We start from the raw sequence: 17,845 nt of genomic DNA on the forward strand, positions 1-17,845 counted from the left end.
ATAATATCAAACGTTTCATTTTCAAATGGAAATGGTTTTGTCATATCGCCTTGAACTGTGTTGATTTTTAAGCCTTCTCTTTTCGCAACCATATCATCTCTTTGTAATTGTGATTTAGAAAAATCCATTATAGTGACATCATAACCTTTTACAGCGAAAACCGGTCCTTGTTGTCCACCACCACAAGCCAAACCTAAGATCTTTTTCCCGGTTGTTTTTTCAAACCATTCTTTTGGAACTTTTTTCCCAACGGTTAATGCTACAGAAATGGGATTATTCCTAACTTCTTCTAATTCATCATGTGTCAATGGTTCCGTATAGTCATTTTTTACATTATTCCATCTATCTTGATTTATTTTTATATAATTGTTCATTTTATAAATCTCCTTGTAATTTTATATTATCTGTCACTTGTCTTTATCTACATAGTGGTTTTCTACTTTGTGCCGTTTTTCTATCTTAATGTTTCATATCAAAGGTCGAGGATGAGTATTTCTTTATTTTTCAAATAAACGACTAACTGGTTGCAATTTCCCCATCCATAAATAGTCTAAAACGAGTTTTATGACTTTGGAAGCTTCTTTATCGACCATAAAAAAAGAAGTGAAACCACCTCTTTTTTTGAAACTATCTCTTTGTGACGTCTTTTTCTGCATTGATTTCCAACAACTTATTTGTTAATTGGTTTTCAATACGACGTAGTTCAAGCTGTGCAGCTTCACGCTTGTCACGGCCTTCCTTTTGGATGTTCAATACTTCATCCAATGTAGAAATTAACTGTTCGTTTGTATGTTGTAATGTTTCAATATCAACAATACCACGTTCACTCTCTTTCGCTGTATCAACTGTTGCCTGGTGCAATGTTTCCGCATTCTTCTTGAGAAGCTCATTCGTCATGTTTGTAACTTCACGCTGTGCTTCCATTGCTTGCTTGGAGTGTGTGATACCTAAAGACAATACAATCTGGTTCTTCCAGAGTGGAATTGTATTCGCAAGAGTACTCTGAATCTTTTCAGTCATAAGAGTATCGTTATTCTGTACCAAACGAATCTGTGGTGCCATCTGGATGGAAACCTGTCTTGTTAGTTCAAGGTCATAGAGTTTCTTTTCAAAACGTACACAAGCCTGTTCTAAATCATTTGCCTTCTGTGCATCTTCAGGTAAGCCTGTCTGCTTTGCCTTTGCGATTAATGCAGGTAATTCATTTGCACGAACTTCCTTCAACTTCTTACGTCCAGCAATGATATACATGCTTAATTCCTTGATGTTTACTTGGTTACGTTCATAGAGTTCATCGAGTAAAGCGATATCCTTCAATAATTGAATTTGATGATCTTCTAAGACACCTGCAATCTTTTCAACGTTAGCTTCTGCCTTGTCATAGCGAGCTCTGAACTCTTCAACCTTTGACTTACCTTTTTCAAATAAGCTTGCAAAGAATCCCTTCTTCTCATCAGAGTCAGATGTATTCTTTAAATTTACAACAAGATCTGTGAGGATATTTCCAATCTCACCTAAGTCCTTTGTACGTACATTCTGTAATGCTGTATTGGAGAAATCCGTTACTTTCTTCTGTGCAGCCGAACCATACTGGAGAACTGTATTAGAATCCATTATATCAATCTTCTGTGAGAAAGTATCGATTGTCTTTTGTTCTGCATCACTAAATTCTGTTGCCTCAATTGGGTCAATAGATTTTAGTTTCTCATCTTCTTCAGCAGCTTTTTTTGCTTCTAAGTCAGCTAATTGCTTTTGATTTTCTTCTTGAAGCTCATCAGGCGTAAGCGTAAGTGTGATTTCTGGCTCTGTTTGTGTCTGTGCTTGTGCCTGTGTTTGTGTTTGATTTGTATTATTTTCGCTCATGTCATTCCCCTTCTGTTGTATATAGATTTAGTATACCACGTTGTTTTTTAATTGATATTCATTTTTTTCTCGCGCTGTCTGCGAATCAGATATGTGATAAGTCTGATGATTCCTAACAGTGCTACGATTGCGATAATGATTGCTAGATAGATACGATAGCCAAAAGCTGAAGTGTTTTGGAAGAAGCGTATGAAGCTAAAATGCTTATCCTTGATCTTCTGATCTCTTGCAGTTTGGTACTGTGCTTTCATCTCAGATACTCCATTTACTTTATCCATATCTGAGATATAACGTGTGATTGCTTGCCATTCTTTTAACTCAGTTCCATCCGCATTGTACAAAATCATATCTGAAAAATCTTTGATTTCATGACCTGAGGCATCATATGTATGAATGTCTAGCTGATTAAATGTCTTCTTACCCACCGATGGCAACATATTTGCGATATACAAGTTCGTAACCACAGGATATAACTTATCCTTTTCTACAGGTATATAGAAGCCTGCATTCGTGCGCACTTCCGCATCGACTACATGATTTAAGATAAAGCGGTAATCAGAGTAATGATACTGCATGCCACTAAAGTATAGTTGTCCATCCACCATCATATCTTTACCCACACTACGATCTAGCTCTGCAACTTTGATTAAATCAGAGCCCTTCATATATACACGAATCAGTGGATACCCAAGTAAACCGTCATTTCCTTTGCCAAGGTTTACCGCATCGTATACTTCCCCAACTGTGATATCACCCTTCACAAGTCCAGAGCGAATAATTCCCTTTGCGGTCAATCCTATCGTAAATGAAGTATCTTTGGTTGTTAACTTGCTTGCATATACATAGGCATCCGTAATGAGATCTGCCATAGAGTTTCCTGTAAAGGCGGAATAATCTTCATACACATCCGTTAGTGGGAAGTTTGTATACCCAATCGATTGGTCCATTGTATATCCATATTGCTTGAGATAATTTTCATTTACATCCGCTTTATATTCTTGAATCTTTGCGCTAATTGTTTGATCGACTGGACTTTCTGCCGTAATAGGAATCAATTGATAATCAATCTTCTCTTTTGTCTTTGCGTTGATATCTAACAAACCAAGATACTTACCAAAACATCCCGCAGATACAATCCATGTTTTATTCTTATGAATCGGTTCTGTTAAAACAGTATGGGTATGACCACTGATAATAACGTCGATACCATCTACCTTCTGTGCAAGGATTTCATCCTCTGACTTACTAGGGTCTTTATTTGTACCACTATGAGAAAGACAAACAATTACTTGTGCACCTTCCTCTTTCAGTTTCTGAACCATCTTCTTGGCTACTTCGATACGGTCAGGGAAAGTGTTATTACCAGCAGCTGTGTAATAGACACTGTCTTCACCCATTACCCCAAATAAGCCAATCTTATATCCACCACGTTCAATGATTTTATATTCTGCACCACCATGATCTTCCCAGGCTTTCTTTAACGCCTGTGATTCTTCATCCTCACCAAATGTAAGATTACTACAAAGAATTGGAGGAGTATTGGTAGAACTTTCAATCATCTTTGTAAGAGAAGCGACACCATAATCAAACTCATGGTTTCCAAGTGTTGTCGCATCATAACCCATCATTCCTAATAGCGATAAATCGGGTGCACTCTTTTCAAATAAGGCATTATAGAAAGTACCCATTGAAAAATCACCTGCATCAACCAGTATCGTATGATCGTTACGATTTGCCGCAATGGTTCCTGCTAGTTGTGCATATCCACCAATCACTTCTGGTTCACCCGTCTCTGTATTCGTCACGCGATAGGAATCGATATGATCATGTAAGTCATGCGTAAATAGAATACGTACCGTCGAACTATCATCCGATTTCGATTCTTCATCAGCGTATACAACTGTGGAAATCGTACTTGTAAGTACGGTCATCACAGTTATAATTTTTAATAAAAATTTATTCATGTTGCTAGCACCTCTGCGCTTTTGATTATATCATTTTGCATATTGAAAAGAATGAGGAAACCCCATTCTTTAACATTTTTCAACAATTTTCACTTTATTATGCAAAGTTATATTCTGTCACAATTGGCTTTCTGCCCTCTGCCTTATCTCTATAGTATTCATAGAAACTAATACCTAGATAAGAACCAGAAATATTGTAAACATTTGTATAGCCAAGCTTCTGTAATGCACAGATGACATTGTAACTACGTTGTGAAGAACGACAGTGCAAGTATACAGGAACATCTGTAGGAATTTCACTGAGTCTTTCTCTAAACTGAGACATTGGAATATTCACCGCGTTAATCAGATGTCCCTTTTCAAACTCATCTGGTTCACGAACATCGATAATGCATGCATTATTTTCCACAAGCTCTCTTACTTTGTAAACTGGAACCTGTCTAAATTTATCATGTAAAAGATTTAGTCCTACAAGAGCTGTGTGATTCACAACATCCTTCGCTGTTGAGTAGTATGGGGAATAGCATAGCTCTAATTCCTTTAAGTCTTCAAGTGTTGCGTTCATACTAATCATAGCCGCAATCACATCGATTCTCTTATCTACACTACCCTTACCAACTGCCTGCGCTCCTAAGATTCTTCCCGTAGGCTTTTCAAAAATAAGCTTAAAGAAAAGTGGGTTACTATCTGGCATTAAGCCAACCTTATCTCCTGGGATTGTATACGCAAAGTCATAGTTATAACCGTGTTGTTGACAATCTTTTTCATTTAAACCTGTGTTTGCTACATTTAAGCCAAAGAGATGGATACAGCTTGAGCCAATAACACCTCTATTACTGTGTGTTTCACCAAACATATGGTCAGCAGCAGCTCTTGCCTGTCTTTGTGCAGGTCCTGCAAGTGGAAGTCTAGTCTTATCATTTGTAAGTCTATTTGTAACTTCGATTGCGTCTCCTACTGCATAAATATCAGGATAGTTTGTCTGGTAGTTATAGTTTACTAAGATTGCCCCTGTCTTACCAAGCTCGATACCACAATCCTTCGCAAGCTTTGTCTCTGGCGCTACACCGATTGCCATAATCACAGCTTCAGCTGGAAGATGTTCTCCACTAGAGAGAACTACTTCACCTTCACCGACTTCTGTCACTGTCTTTCCTAAATAAAGGTTAATACCATTATCAATAATTTCCTTGTGGAGAATCTGTGCCATATCTTCATCAAGAGGTTTCATAACCTGTGGTAAACCTTCCACAAGATTTACTTCTTTTCCTGCTTCGCGGAAATTTTCAGCCACTTCTAGACCAATAAAACCACCACCAACAACAGTTACCTTATTTACATTCTTCGCAGCTACATAAGCTTCAATCTTTTTAATGTCTGTAACATTCTTTACTACAAATACATTCTCACGGTCGATACCTTTAATTGAAGCCGGCAAGATTGCGTTCGCACCTGGTGAAAGTGCTAATTTATCATAACTTTCTGTAAAGCTTTCTCCAGTAACTAAATTCTTTACGACTACTTCTTTCTTGTCTGGATGAATCTCTGTAACCTCATGCTTTACCAAAGCCTTGATTCTGTACTTATTCCAGAACTCTTCTGGATTCATCAAAACTAGCTTATCGCTGTTATCAACGATTCCACTTAAAGCGAAAGGTAGGCAGCAGTTAGAGAAGGATACATTCTCTCCTCTTTCAAACATAATAACTTCTGCTGTTTCATCGATTCTTCTAGCTCTTGCGGCAACACTGGCACCACCAGCTACACCACCTATAACTACAATCTTCATACTTTCTCCTTTTCTTCACGAAACATTCTTTCTTTTTCTAAATTGATATACCAAAATACCACAAACCGTCCATAAAATTAGACTAATGAAAGCTTCCTTTGAAAGTTGTGCGGGAGATCCTGGAAACATTAACAGCACAATGAAACTGGCTGAAATTAGTGAACCGAACACGCACAGTACTTTTTCCATCTTAGATTTTGCAAGGGATATACTGATGAAACTTACATACATATACGCTACTGCCGCAAGCACACTTGCCATATCTACAATGTAGATAATTACACGTCTACCAACAAAGGCTCCAATCAAACTAATCGCACAGACAAAGAGAATAGCATATGGTTGTACACCTTTCTCGTTTTTGATGCTGTATTTTGGACCTAAATGCTTTCTTTGGGATAGACTTGCAATCAGTTTACTCGATGCAATCATAAAGCCGTTGATTCCACCAATCACAGCAGCTGCCAAAGCAATTAACATGATATAGAATCCAGCTTTACCTAAGTGTTGAATCACCGCATCCGCAACAGCCCAATGCGTCTTCATAGCTGCTTCAGGTGAAAAGCCTAATCCAGCTATAGTATTTAATGCTCCATAAATGAATATACCAATCAATACCGAAATCCCTACGAGTAACGTAGATTTTTCAGGTTTAAAGCCAAGTTCTTCCGAAACCTGTGGTACTACATCAAACCCTACAAATAAGAAGGGAGCTATTGCTATGATCTTTGAAATCTCACTGAACGAAAAGCGGTAGTTTTCCACATAGTTTTGATGAAAGGCCTGCAAATCACTTCTCATAAACATCAAGCATAGAAGCCCTGATACAATGACAGCCAAAAGAATGCTCATGATATTTTGCACTTTCGTGCTAATTTTTAACCCTTGAATATTGATGTAACCAAACAAAATAATGACAGCAGACATCACAAGTACATCCGTTAGATAGATTGGATATCCCGAAATGGAATATAGATAGAAGAAATCCATCTTCGCACCAAATATCTCACGTAACAGAAGAACAAATGCGCCTGCATTAAGTGGAACCATGCTTAAATAACAAAGACTTAGGGACCAGCCCACTACAAAGCCATGTACCTTGCCTAAATGATTTAAAGCATAGCTAAACTCTCCACCATCTTCTCTATGATTCTCGAGCATGATGTGATAGCCATTTTGTATCACCATGATAAAGACACCACCAATCAAAAGCCCGATAAAGGTATTGATTACACCTGCTTCTTTTAAGAACTTTGTACCTGGAAGCGTAAAGGAACCCCAGCCTATAATGGCTCCAATTACTAATCCAAGAACATCGATATATCTTAATTTTTTATCCATCTAAGCGAACTTTTTTAGCAATGATATTTCCTACAACACCACCGATTACTAAGACTACAAGGAAGATCCATCCGGATAGTGAGAAGTTTGCGATTGGAGTATATAAAGCTCCTACGTTACATCCGTTAGAAAGTCTTGTACCAAATCCCATCGCAAAGCCGCCAATTGCATAGAATAATGCCTGCTTTGGATTCATCTTCCAACTTGACTTGCAGAAGGAGATGAAGTTATTTGATGTAAGCATGTATACAAATGTACCTAATACGATACCTACGTTCTGTACATTGATTGGGTGTTCAAAGAAAGGCATTTGGTAAGGACCTGCTGCTCCCTTTGTAAATTCAACAATTGTTTCTACCTTAACGCCAAACAACATGAGTAACTTACCAAACCAGAATCCGTAAGGAGTACTTGCACCCCAACCAGCTTTTGTAACACCCATGAGTAATACGAATACTGCAGAGATGACAAGAACAGCCGTTCTTAAACTCCAAGGACGTGCGAAGATCTTCACATAACCTTCTTCACTGCATGGACAAACAGCTTCTGTTTCATCAAGAGACTTCTTTTCAGCAGCTAACTGTACCGTTTCACTACCAATGCCAAAGTAAGTTCCTGCTTCCTTTCTCTTCTTTTCATAGAGATAACTTAACTTCACGACGATCAAGCAAAGAATACCAGTTAGAATTAACGCACCTAAGTAACCCTGTAAACCATCAAACGCAAATAAGTCTGGGAAGTATACACCATTCTTATCACCAAACTTGATTAAAGAATCCTGTACCCAGCTTGCTGTATTCTGGATTGGAAAGCCTACAAATACACCAATACAGAAGAATAGTAAGGTGACAATACCTCTAGGAAATGCCGCAACTAAGTCTGTTAGTACACCTGATGCACAACATGACGCAAATGCCATACCAAATCCGAAGAGAAGACCTCCTAAGATCAAGCCTAAGTTAATTGGGTTTACCCAAAGGTCAAACTGGGAAACATCCGCATTATATAGGACTGCTGTACTAACTGCAGCCGAAACGAAAAACATAAACATCAAGGCTCTCATGAGCTTTGTAGAACCACCCTTATAGGCACGGTTTACACTTCCCGCAAAGCCCATAAAGCCTCTCGCTAAAGCGTAACCTAAAATTGCACCCATCATTAATCTGAAATACAGCATCGAGGAACTTAATCCAAACATGCCGAATAAGATTACAATTGCCAACAATATAAAGCCAGCAATTCTCTCCATTTGTTTCATACTTTTAATTTCTCCTTTTTTCTTCCGTGATAAAACCATCCCCCATATGGAAGCCCTATCATCTTCATACGAATTGACATAGAAATGTGCAGAGCTAATGTAGGCTGTTCCTCTGCTCTATGTTTTTCTACTATATCACAATTCTTATTATCATAAATTCCATGTTACATATATGAATCTAATTCAAATCTATTTTGTAAAATTCACAAACAAAAACCTCCATCTTTTCGAAAGAATTCTTCGAGATGGAGGAAATACCAATCTACTTGATTTTTAACTACTATCCTTCTAGATAATATGCATATGCCTTATCAGCACGTCCAGCTGTATGTGAAGCACCTTCATATCTTGTTACGAAGATTGTAGCTGCCTCAGCTGCACCTTCTGCTGAATCCGCAACATTCTGTAATCCAACAAGAGTACTATTATACGCACCTGTTAACTCATGTGTTAAGAAAGCTAACTGTCCTTCAACCGTTGTATAGTCGAGGCCATTATTTGCACAATAGTTAACTAAGTTTGTATATCGACCGCCACCCCATTGGCATAAACCGTAATAGGATGAACCAGCAGTTGGATTAAACTTGGATTCTTGCCACATATTCGCCAAAACACCACAAGCAGCTGCCTTAGACAAACCAAGTGTACCAGTTAGGTAAGAATAGATTGTCTGATAATTACCAGAAGTATCTACTGGTCCAGTGGACACATACGCTCTTGTAACATTAATTGTATAAGAAGCAGTAGAAACATTCCCGTTCTTATCTGTTGCAGTTACAGTCGCTGTATAAGTTCCTGCTTTAGAGATATCACCATCAACCGCAACTGTATAGTTGCCTTTCCCATTTTCCGTTGAAGCAGTTAAACTACCATCTATTGGATCGACGACTGAGGTAATATTAGAGAAAAGATCATACGAACTTCCAGCTTTAATATCAACTTTACTAGCAGCCAAAGTAATCTCTGCCGGCTTTGTGTCCACAACATTTACACTCGCTGTAAATGTCTTGGAATTTGTTAAACCAAACTTAGACTCCTTACCAGATAAAATCAGTTTAACTGGATAGGATCCAATTGCACTAGCATCAATCTGTCCATCAATCTTTAAATCACCAGTATGTTCCGCAACGAGTGTATGTACATCAAATGTACTTCCATACTCAGCTGTCGTAATACCACTCATGTTAAGTCGAAGTGAATCATATAACCTAGCCTGTGATAATAACATCTGTTTATTCATATAGTCTCTTCTTGCGAGCACATAACTAAGTGCAGTACCACCTACCATGCAAGCAGCCAAACCAAACGCAAGAAATTTCTTTGTCGTCATTTTTAATCTATGTTTCATATGAAAATGATACACGAAAATTATTTAAAACGTCAAATTTAGCGCATAAAATACACAATTTTCACACAAAATTAACACAATATTTATTCTGTTAAAACATGCATGCATATTATATGTAAATTTCTTTCAAAAATTTACTTGCATATCCAACTATTTTATTGATAAACGTGCATGCATGTAAACATATAAAAAGTGCTAAACTATCGCCCAGCACTTTTTAATACTATTTCTGTGTCATCTTTAATAAATCTTCTAACGAAGGAGAATCACTTGCTTTTGGCGGTTGAACCTTAATTGTGAAATCAAAGTCAGCCTCAATAAGCTCACTCATATCGCTATCTGGATTCGATACTAATCTTGTGGATTGACGTAAGATTGCATCTTCAATCATATTACGTGCAAGTCTACCATTACCAGCTTCCATTGCATTGATACTCTGTACTTCATTGAAATACGCAGTTAGCTTATCCTTAACAGCTTCATCAATATGATAACCTTTACCCTTTGCTTGTAGACAAGCAATCTGATAGAGTTCTTCACCTGTGTAATCCTTGAAGTTGATGATATTTGGGAAACGTGACTTTAGACCTGAGTTAGACTCTAGGAATACAGACATCTCCTTCTTATATCCCGCTAAGATAACGATTAAGTTATCACGATTATCTTCCATTGCCTTTACAAGTGTATCGATACACTCTAATCCAAACGCATCATCTTTTCCACGATGTAGGGAATACGCTTCATCGATAAAGAGTACACCACCAATCGCAGACTTGATTACCGACATCGTTAATGGAGCTGTTTGACCAACATATTGCGCTACCAAGTCCGATCTAGATACTTCCACAAGCTGTCCTTGTGTTAACGCACCGATAGCCTTCATATAACGAGAAATCAATCTCGCAATCGTTGTCTTACCAGTACCAGGATTACCTGTAAAGATCATATGTTTAGAAAGCGTTGCGGTCTTCATGCCCTGCTCACGACGCTTTTGTTGCATCGCAACCAAGGATTGTAAAGAAGAAATATATGCTTTCACTTCATCAAGACCGATAATCTCACTTAATTCACGATTTACTTCTTCGAGTTCCTCACTACTATTTCGTGAGCGACTCATCTGAATGTCTTCTTCATTAATAGTAACAACAGGAATATCGTTCTTCACTGTCATCTTGATTTCTTCCATATTTCCCAGGGAATGGTCTAACACTGCCTGCCCTAGGGACACATAGAAATCATAGAAATTAGAACTAATTGAAGCAGCACCTAAATCCTTATTAAAGTGTTGAATGACCCATTCCTGAACAGAATCTTCAACTACTAATTTAATCTTTAAGTTTTCTTCTGCTTTCTTGATTAAGTTCTCTGTTTGAACTTGAACAATCGAACGAATACTTTCATCATCTAATTTCTTTAATGTAACAGTATCCAAGACATGGTACATAAAATCTGCACCAAAGGCATCTTGAACCTTCGATACACTACCAGTTGTTATAAATACAAGATATTTACCACCAACACTTAAAGTATCGACACTATCCTTCACAAGACCAGTCTGATTTTCTACGAGTACACCCTTATTTAATACATAGCGTTTGTTTAATACACAGCTACCTGTCGTAACAAGTGAACTAATCATACGTAAGAATGCTGGGAAACCATTTTCAAAGTTCTCAAAGCAGATAACAGAACCGTTGCCAGAGATAGCCTCATATAAATCTTGTAAGAAAATCTGTTCCTGTGCTGAAGATGTATAACGACTCATATCAATCGTATATACTTCATCACTGATGAATACTTGACGTTCATATAAAGAACGAGCCATCTGAGTAACTGCTTCATGTCTACCAGAACCCACAGGCCCAGAAACAAGAATGACATTCTTTGCCTTTCCTGCTTCTTCTCCCATTAAATATGGTCTTCTAAACGCATTTACCATCTGGTGGATTGCGTCTTTTTGCCCCATTACCTTGGAGATAATCACATTGTAGATATCATCGAATAACTTCTGTGAGTTGAATTCCTTCTTCTCAACAGGTTTTTGTTCAACCTCAGTTAAACCATAGTCACGCTTTAAATCACGTTCTAATACATCCATACTCATTGCGGAGATATCTAAAGGTTCATCCTTTTTCTGTAGAGCCGCATGCATATCCTCTAAATCTTTTTGTTGCTTACGCAAAATCGCATTTAATTCCTGCATTGCTTGGTCTGGCTGTTTTAGAATATTTACATTTTGACTTTGTTCATTACTATCAATACTTAACGTGATTTGTTCAGATGCATCTGTAGATTCATATGCACGCTTTTTGCCTAAGACCTCATTCCAAAGTCTTTCCTTTTCCTCTGTTCTACGATCTTTCGACATTACTCGTCTCCTTTGTGTCCAACTTCAAACATCCCATCGCTTGTTAAGCCATCCTTCTTTAATACAGCATTTAATGTAGCCATATCTGCAGATAGATTAATAAAGTCTTGGTCTGTGTAACTTGCAATCATATTCTTCATCGCATCATTGATTAATACAACCGTCTTTCCTAACTTCTCTTTTGTTTCTGCATAGTTAGGGTCGGTCTGTGCCGTCTGAAGAGCGTCATATTGTTTTAGAATCCGCACAAGGATTGGTAAATAATATTCATACAACTTCTTAAGTTTTCCTTTAGATGCAGGGAAAGTTGTTTCTAACTTCTGTGCCTGTTTTAAAAGTGCACATGTTTCAAATAATCCATTTGAGATTTCTTCATCCGGAATTGCGTCATTAAGTGCGTTAATTTGATCAATATAGCTCTGGGCGCTAGAAGATGGTTCCTCAACCTTTACTTCTTCCTTCTTCACATTTGTTGGTGTAGCTTGTACATCGATGACATCTGTATTCTGATAATCATCTGCCTGCTTAGAAACTTCTCTTAAAATCTGTTCATACGATTCTGGGTAGTTCGCACCAAATACATTGAGTCCACTTACCAAGATACCATTGCGGTATACATCCAAATTAGAAAGCGACTTATATTCACCATTACGTACACGTAATTCAATTCCTGTACTAACATTTAAGGCAGTATGCGTTCTAAACCATTTACGTAAGAAAATGTTATTCTTTGCCATCTGTGATGCGGAAATATTTGAAGCGCGATTTCCCGCATAGTATGTAGATGAGGAATAGCTAGCATATGGGTTTGATCTTTGTTCGTTTCTCTTTGAAGCATTTACCGCTGCCATTACAATCGCAAATACGATACCAACAATAATTAACATAGGGATAAATGTTCCTCCTCCAAGAAAAAATATTAAGAAGAATATCCAACCAAAATCAGAGTTCTTTCTGTTTTTCATTTTTATAACCTCTCACCAGTGAATTATAGCATATTACACGATTTTTTATATCTCTTCAATCGCATTCTATATACTTGATTTCATTTACGAATCAAAGAAAAAATGCTAGTGTTGAAACTGAGAATACGAGGTTGTATGAATAAATTTGTAAAACTATATATTTCCTGGTTTAAAATTGGTCTATTTACCTTCGGTGGTGGGTATGCAATGATTCCGATGATTCAAAAAGAAGTTGTTGATAAACATCATTGGGTGACGGCGGAAGATATTCTAAATTACTATGCAATCAGCCAATGTACACCAGGCGCAATCGCAGTCAACTTATCCACATTCATCGGTGGAAAGATTGATGGTCTCCTTGGGGCGCTCATTTCCACACTCGGTGTCATTACCCCATCTATTATTATCATTAGTATCATCGCAACTTTCTTATCCAACTTCTCCTCATTAGAAGTTGTAAAACACGCACTCGCTGGAATACAGATTGCTGTATGTGTGTTGATGTTTGGTGCAGTCAAAAACCTATTCAAAACAAGTATTATAGATATTCCAAGTCTACTTATCTGTCTAGTGGCATTCTTGCTAGCGTATTTCACTAACATTCCTACCGTCCTATTGGTAATATTGGCCGCAGTATTTGGCTATGTATTCTATACATACAAAAATAAGATTCACCTCAAATAAGCAATTCTCTTTCACAACAATCTCTAAGATTGTTGTTTTTTATAGCCTTTTGGTTATATATAACTAACTTATCGTGTAAAATAGTCTATGCGAAAGGAATTCTAAACATGATAGATAAAAAACTTTTAGCCCTTTTAGGGCATAATAAAAAATATATATTCTATGCAGTTGGTCTTATGATAGTGGGTTTATTTGCTAATCTTGCAATCACCGCATCCATCTGTTATGCCATTCAATATGCTGCAGAATATACATCCTCTGGTAGTAATGCACAAGGGTTCATTCTACCGGCGGTGATTGTAACCATTGCGATGGCAATCCGTTATGTAACTTCTCGTAGTATTGGAGACTTGAAGGATACATTAGGAAGAAACGTGAAGAAGGATTTGCGTCAGAAAATCTATGACAAGATTATCAAACTTGGTGTTCGTACTACCGACAATATGAGTATGGCTGGTTTAACACAGTTATCCATGGAAGGTGTGGAGCAGTTAGACCTATACTATTCTGCATATATTCCACAATTCTTTTATGCGATGATTGCCCCTATCATTTTGTTTATCGTCACTGTACGTATCAATTGGGCTGTTGCACTTGTATTACTTGCATGTGTACCACTCATTCCAATGTCCATTATTGCGGTATCCCGTTACGCAAAGAAAATCTTTGCGAAGTACTGGGGTAAATACACATCCATGGGAGATAGTTTCCTAGATAGTGTACAAGGACTAAAAGAACTAAAGATCTTCCAAGCAGACGCTGCACAAAATATCAAGATGAACGAAACAAGCGAAGAATTCCGCAAGATTACGATGAAGGTATTAGTCATGCAGTTAGCTAGTACAACAATCATGGATATGGTTGCCTATGGTGGTGCTGGTCTTGGTATTGCGCTAACGATACATGCCGTTGTAAACGGAAGTCTTTCTGCTTATGCAGCACTATTCTTAATTCTTGTAGCAGTAGACTTCTTCTTACCACTACGTGCATTCGGTTCTGCCTTCCATATTGCCATGAATGGTGCAAGTGCTGGCAATAAGATTCTATCCCTGCTTGCTCAACCAGATCCAGTATGGGGTAATGAAACAGTAGCTAGTACAGAAATTACAGTGAAGGATGTCACATTCTCTTATGATGGAAAACGTGATGTGTTAAAACATGCATCCATGAACTTTGGTTCAACTGGTATGTGCGCAATTGTAGGTGAATCTGGTTCAGGTAAGTCTACAGTTGTAAATTTATTGTTAGGTGCATATCACCCTCAACAAGGTTCTATTCTTGTTGGGAATAAACCTTTGGAGACATTAAGTAGAGAATCATACTATTCTCACATTTCAGTTGTAAGTTATAACACCTATATCTTTAATGAAACAATCCGTCAAAACTTTATGCTAGCCAAAGACAACGTTACAGACGAAGAAATCTATAGTGCACTTAAGAAAGTAAATCTCTATGATTTTATTATCGATAACGGCGGCCTAGATAAAGTCATTACAGAAGACGCCGCAAACATTTCTGGCGGACAGAAACAACGACTAGCACTTGCAATCAATCTAGTCGCAAACAAAGATGTCTACATCTTCGATGAAGCCACAAGTAATATTGATATTGAAAGCGAAGCAATCATCATGAATAACATTAAGGAACTCTCTAAAGAGAAATCCGTGATTGTTATTTCACATCGTTTAGCAAATATTATTGCGGCTGATACCATCTACTACATTGAAGATGGTGAAGTAAAAGAGAATGGTACACACAATGAACTCATGAACATGCATGAAGGTTATGCAAAACTATATACCACACAAAAGAAACTAGAAGAAGGCTATACGGAGGTGATCGCATGACAAACGAGAAATATGTCCGCCGTAGTGGCGTTGTGATTATGGCAAGTCTTATTACTTTACTAGGTTCACTAGCATACATAATGATTCTTGCTGTAATAAACGGTTCTGTAGGTTTCATTGTTGCGATGGGTGTAACTCTCATGGGTGCAGTTGGCATTGCCAAATCACTTGGGGAAGCAATCCCGCTCTCGTATGGCACAATCATTGCCCTAACTATCGGCTTTGGATTATTACGTGGTTTCTTACGTTACCTAGAACAATATAGCAACCACTACATCGCATTTAAGTTACTTGCTGTATTACGTGACAAGATTTTCCGTGCATTACGTATTCTTTGTCCTGCAAAACTTGAAAGCAAGCAAAAAGGCGCAATCATCTCAATGATTACAGCCGACATTGAAACATTAGAAGTATTCTATGCACATACGATTTCTCCAATTTGCATAGCGATTATCGTATCAACCTGCGTTACTTTGTTTGTTGGATTTACAGTAAACTGGTATCTCGCATTCATCGCATTACTTGGATATCTAACAATCGGTATTGTTGTGCCAATGATTTCTTCCAGCAGATTAAAGGAATCTGGTGTACGCTATCGTTCAGAATTTTCGTCCTTTAACGCTTACTTCTTAGATAGTATCAAGGGTATTAAGGATATCGTGCTTATGCACGCACAAGATCAGCGTAAAGATGAAGTTAACAAACGTTCTGATTCACTTCTTCTTGAAACAAAGAAGATGAAACACGATACAGCAAAAGCGACTGCAGAAACAGAACTGAGCGTTTCTATCTTTATCATCCTTACATTAATCGTAGGTATTATCTTAGTCGCAAATAACAGTTTAACAATCGGTAAGATGTTAATCGGTGTAACAGCAGTATTTGGATCTTTTGGTCCAGTTATCGCTATCTCTGCACTACCAGGCAACTTAACACAGACATTCGCATCTGGTGATCGTGTACTGAACTTATTATCAGAAAAGCCAGCAGTAACACCAATCACAGAAGGTAAGGATTTCACGTTTGAAAACTTAGAAGTAAATCACTTGTCCTTCTCTTATGATGGTAAAACACAGGTACTAAAAGATATCTCTATATCCACAAAAACTGGTGAGATCGTTGGTATTGTCGGTGAGTCTGGTTGTGGTAAGTCAACATTCTTAAAACTATTACTTCGATTCTGGCAAAAAGAAACAGGAGATATCCTCTACAACGGTATTGATATTAATGAAATTAATACAGATAGTTTATTATCAAATGCCACAATGGTAAGCCAAACAACATATCTCTTTGATGACACTGTTGAAGAAAATCTTCGTATCGCTAAACCAGAAGCTACGATAGAGGAAATTCAAAATGCATGCCGCATGGCATCTGTCCATGACTTTATCATGACACTACCAGACGGCTACCAAAGCAAAGTTGGAACACTCGGAGATAATCTTTCTGCAGGTGAAAAACAACGTATCGGTCTAGCCCGTGCATTCCTACGTGGCAGTAAGTTAATCCTATTAGATGAACCTACAAGTAACGTAGATAGTATCAACGAAGGCATTATTCTTAAATCTCTAAAACAACAAAAACACGATAAATGCATTATCTTGGTATCCCATCGTGAATCAACAATGGCAATCGCTGACCGTATCTATCGTGCATCGGAAGGTGTCATGCATGAACAAAACTGAAGAAAAACGTCAACGTGAGATTTCTATCGTCACAAAGATGATTGAAGTCTATTGTAGAAAGAAACATGGCACAAAAGATGGTCTTTGTCCCGAATGCCAGGAGTTACTTGATTACGCTACAATGCGCAGTAACCACTGCCCATTTATGGAGACAAAAACCTTCTGTGCAAACTGCCGTGTTCACTGTTACAAACCAGAAATGAGAGAAAGAATTAAAGAAGTAATGCGCTTTTGCGGTCCAAGAATGTTGTTATATTATCCACTCGCAACGATTCGACATCTCATTGAAAGCATTAAAGAGAAAAGAAAACTGGAGAAACAGAAATGAATTTAAAAAAGATATTTTGGATAGTACTAGGAAGTATCAGCCTTGGGGTTGGTGTCATCGGTGCATTCATTCCACTACTACCATCTTTCCCATTCTTACTACTCGCAGTATTTAGCTACAGTAAGAGTTCTGAAAGACTGCACAACTGGTTTATCAACACTAAGATGTACAAAAACAATTTAGAGAGTCACCTTAGCGGTAAAGGTATGACAAAAGCCGCTAAGATTCGCGTGATGTGTACAGTTACTGTATTTATGTTATTCGGATTTATTATGATGATTCGTAAGGCATTGTATATTCCATGTGCAATTCTTGGGGTCGTATGGTTAGGCCATATGATTTACTTCATCTGGGGTGTCAAAACTCGAGTAGATGATTCTACAGAATAATTGTTTTACAACAAAA

At 37.7% G+C, this 17,845-nt stretch carries 14 protein-coding genes; 5 read left to right on the plus strand and 9 right to left on the minus strand.

Annotated features, from left to right (window positions below):
- From RWM19_RS01395 to RWM19_RS01435, 9 genes are all read right to left on the minus strand, one after another.
- Positions 1-374: class I SAM-dependent methyltransferase (locus RWM19_RS01395; RefSeq protein ID WP_313982895.1), on the minus strand; the 374-nt coding region annotated here is incomplete at its 3' end.
- 253 nt (positions 375-627) lie between these two features.
- Positions 628-1,863: a toxic anion resistance protein gene (locus RWM19_RS01400; RefSeq protein WP_294021042.1), complete on the minus strand. Its 1,236-nt coding sequence runs from the start codon at positions 1,861-1,863 to the stop codon at positions 628-630.
- A 47-nt stretch (positions 1,864-1,910) separates the two neighbouring features.
- Positions 1,911-3,827 carry a bifunctional UDP-sugar hydrolase/5'-nucleotidase gene (locus tag RWM19_RS01405; protein ID WP_313982897.1) on the minus strand — a complete coding sequence of 639 codons (1,917 nt, stop codon included), beginning with the start codon at positions 3,825-3,827 and terminating at the stop codon, positions 1,911-1,913.
- 97 nt (positions 3,828-3,924) lie between these two features.
- The gene (locus RWM19_RS01410; protein ID WP_294022912.1) at positions 3,925-5,616 is read right to left on the minus strand and encodes an FAD-dependent oxidoreductase; all 1,692 of its coding nucleotides are present in this window, start codon (positions 5,614-5,616) and stop codon (positions 3,925-3,927) included.
- Between the two features lie 15 nt (positions 5,617-5,631).
- Positions 5,632-6,957: an APC family permease gene (locus RWM19_RS01415; protein WP_313982900.1), complete on the minus strand. Its 1,326-nt coding sequence runs from the start codon at positions 6,955-6,957 to the stop codon at positions 5,632-5,634.
- Positions 6,950-8,215, minus strand: coding sequence for a YeeE/YedE family protein (locus tag RWM19_RS01420; protein WP_294021047.1), 1,266 nt, complete (start codon positions 8,213-8,215; stop codon positions 6,950-6,952). Before RWM19_RS01420 ends, RWM19_RS01415 begins: the two co-directional genes overlap by 8 nt.
- Positions 8,216-8,495: 280 nt before the next feature.
- A complete protein-coding gene (locus RWM19_RS01425; RefSeq protein WP_313982902.1) occupies positions 8,496-9,545 on the minus strand; it encodes a phage tail tip lysozyme in 1,050 nt (349 codons plus the stop codon).
- A 241-nt stretch (positions 9,546-9,786) separates the two neighbouring features.
- Positions 9,787-11,931 carry an AAA family ATPase gene (locus tag RWM19_RS01430; protein WP_313982904.1) on the minus strand — a complete coding sequence of 715 codons (2,145 nt, stop codon included), beginning with the start codon at positions 11,929-11,931 and terminating at the stop codon, positions 9,787-9,789.
- On the minus strand, positions 11,931-12,896 hold the full coding sequence (locus RWM19_RS01435; RefSeq protein WP_313982906.1) for a hypothetical protein: 966 nt from the start codon (positions 12,894-12,896) through the stop codon (positions 11,931-11,933). Before RWM19_RS01435 ends, RWM19_RS01430 begins: the two co-directional genes overlap by 1 nt.
- 135 nt (positions 12,897-13,031) lie before the next feature.
- On the opposite strand from RWM19_RS01435, the gene RWM19_RS01440 reads away from it, so the two are divergent.
- The 5 genes from RWM19_RS01440 to RWM19_RS01460 all read left to right on the plus strand — a co-directional run bounded on the left by RWM19_RS01440 (position 13,032) and on the right by RWM19_RS01460 (position 17,829).
- Positions 13,032-13,580 (plus strand): chromate transporter, encoded by a 549-nt coding sequence (locus RWM19_RS01440; protein ID WP_313982908.1) that lies wholly within the window; start codon positions 13,032-13,034, stop codon positions 13,578-13,580.
- Between the two features lie 176 nt (positions 13,581-13,756).
- Positions 13,757-15,427 (plus strand): ABC transporter ATP-binding protein/permease, encoded by a 1,671-nt coding sequence (locus RWM19_RS01445; protein WP_313982910.1) that lies wholly within the window; start codon positions 13,757-13,759, stop codon positions 15,425-15,427.
- Positions 15,424-17,112 (plus strand): ABC transporter ATP-binding protein, encoded by a 1,689-nt coding sequence (locus tag RWM19_RS01450; protein ID WP_313982912.1) that lies wholly within the window; start codon positions 15,424-15,426, stop codon positions 17,110-17,112. The genes RWM19_RS01445 and RWM19_RS01450 overlap by 4 nt, the downstream gene beginning before the upstream one ends.
- The gene (locus tag RWM19_RS01455; protein ID WP_294026029.1) at positions 17,099-17,440 is read left to right on the plus strand and encodes a nitrous oxide-stimulated promoter family protein; all 342 of its coding nucleotides are present in this window, start codon (positions 17,099-17,101) and stop codon (positions 17,438-17,440) included. The genes RWM19_RS01450 and RWM19_RS01455 overlap by 14 nt, the downstream gene beginning before the upstream one ends.
- Positions 17,437-17,829 (plus strand): YbaN family protein, encoded by a 393-nt coding sequence (locus tag RWM19_RS01460; protein ID WP_294026031.1) that lies wholly within the window; start codon positions 17,437-17,439, stop codon positions 17,827-17,829. Before RWM19_RS01455 ends, RWM19_RS01460 begins: the two co-directional genes overlap by 4 nt.
- Positions 17,830-17,845: the final 16 nt, after the last annotated feature.

It is taken from the genome of uncultured Solobacterium sp. (assembly GCF_963517755.1).
In the GTDB taxonomy this organism is placed as follows: Bacteria; Bacillota_I; Bacilli_A; order Erysipelotrichales; family Erysipelotrichaceae; genus Bulleidia.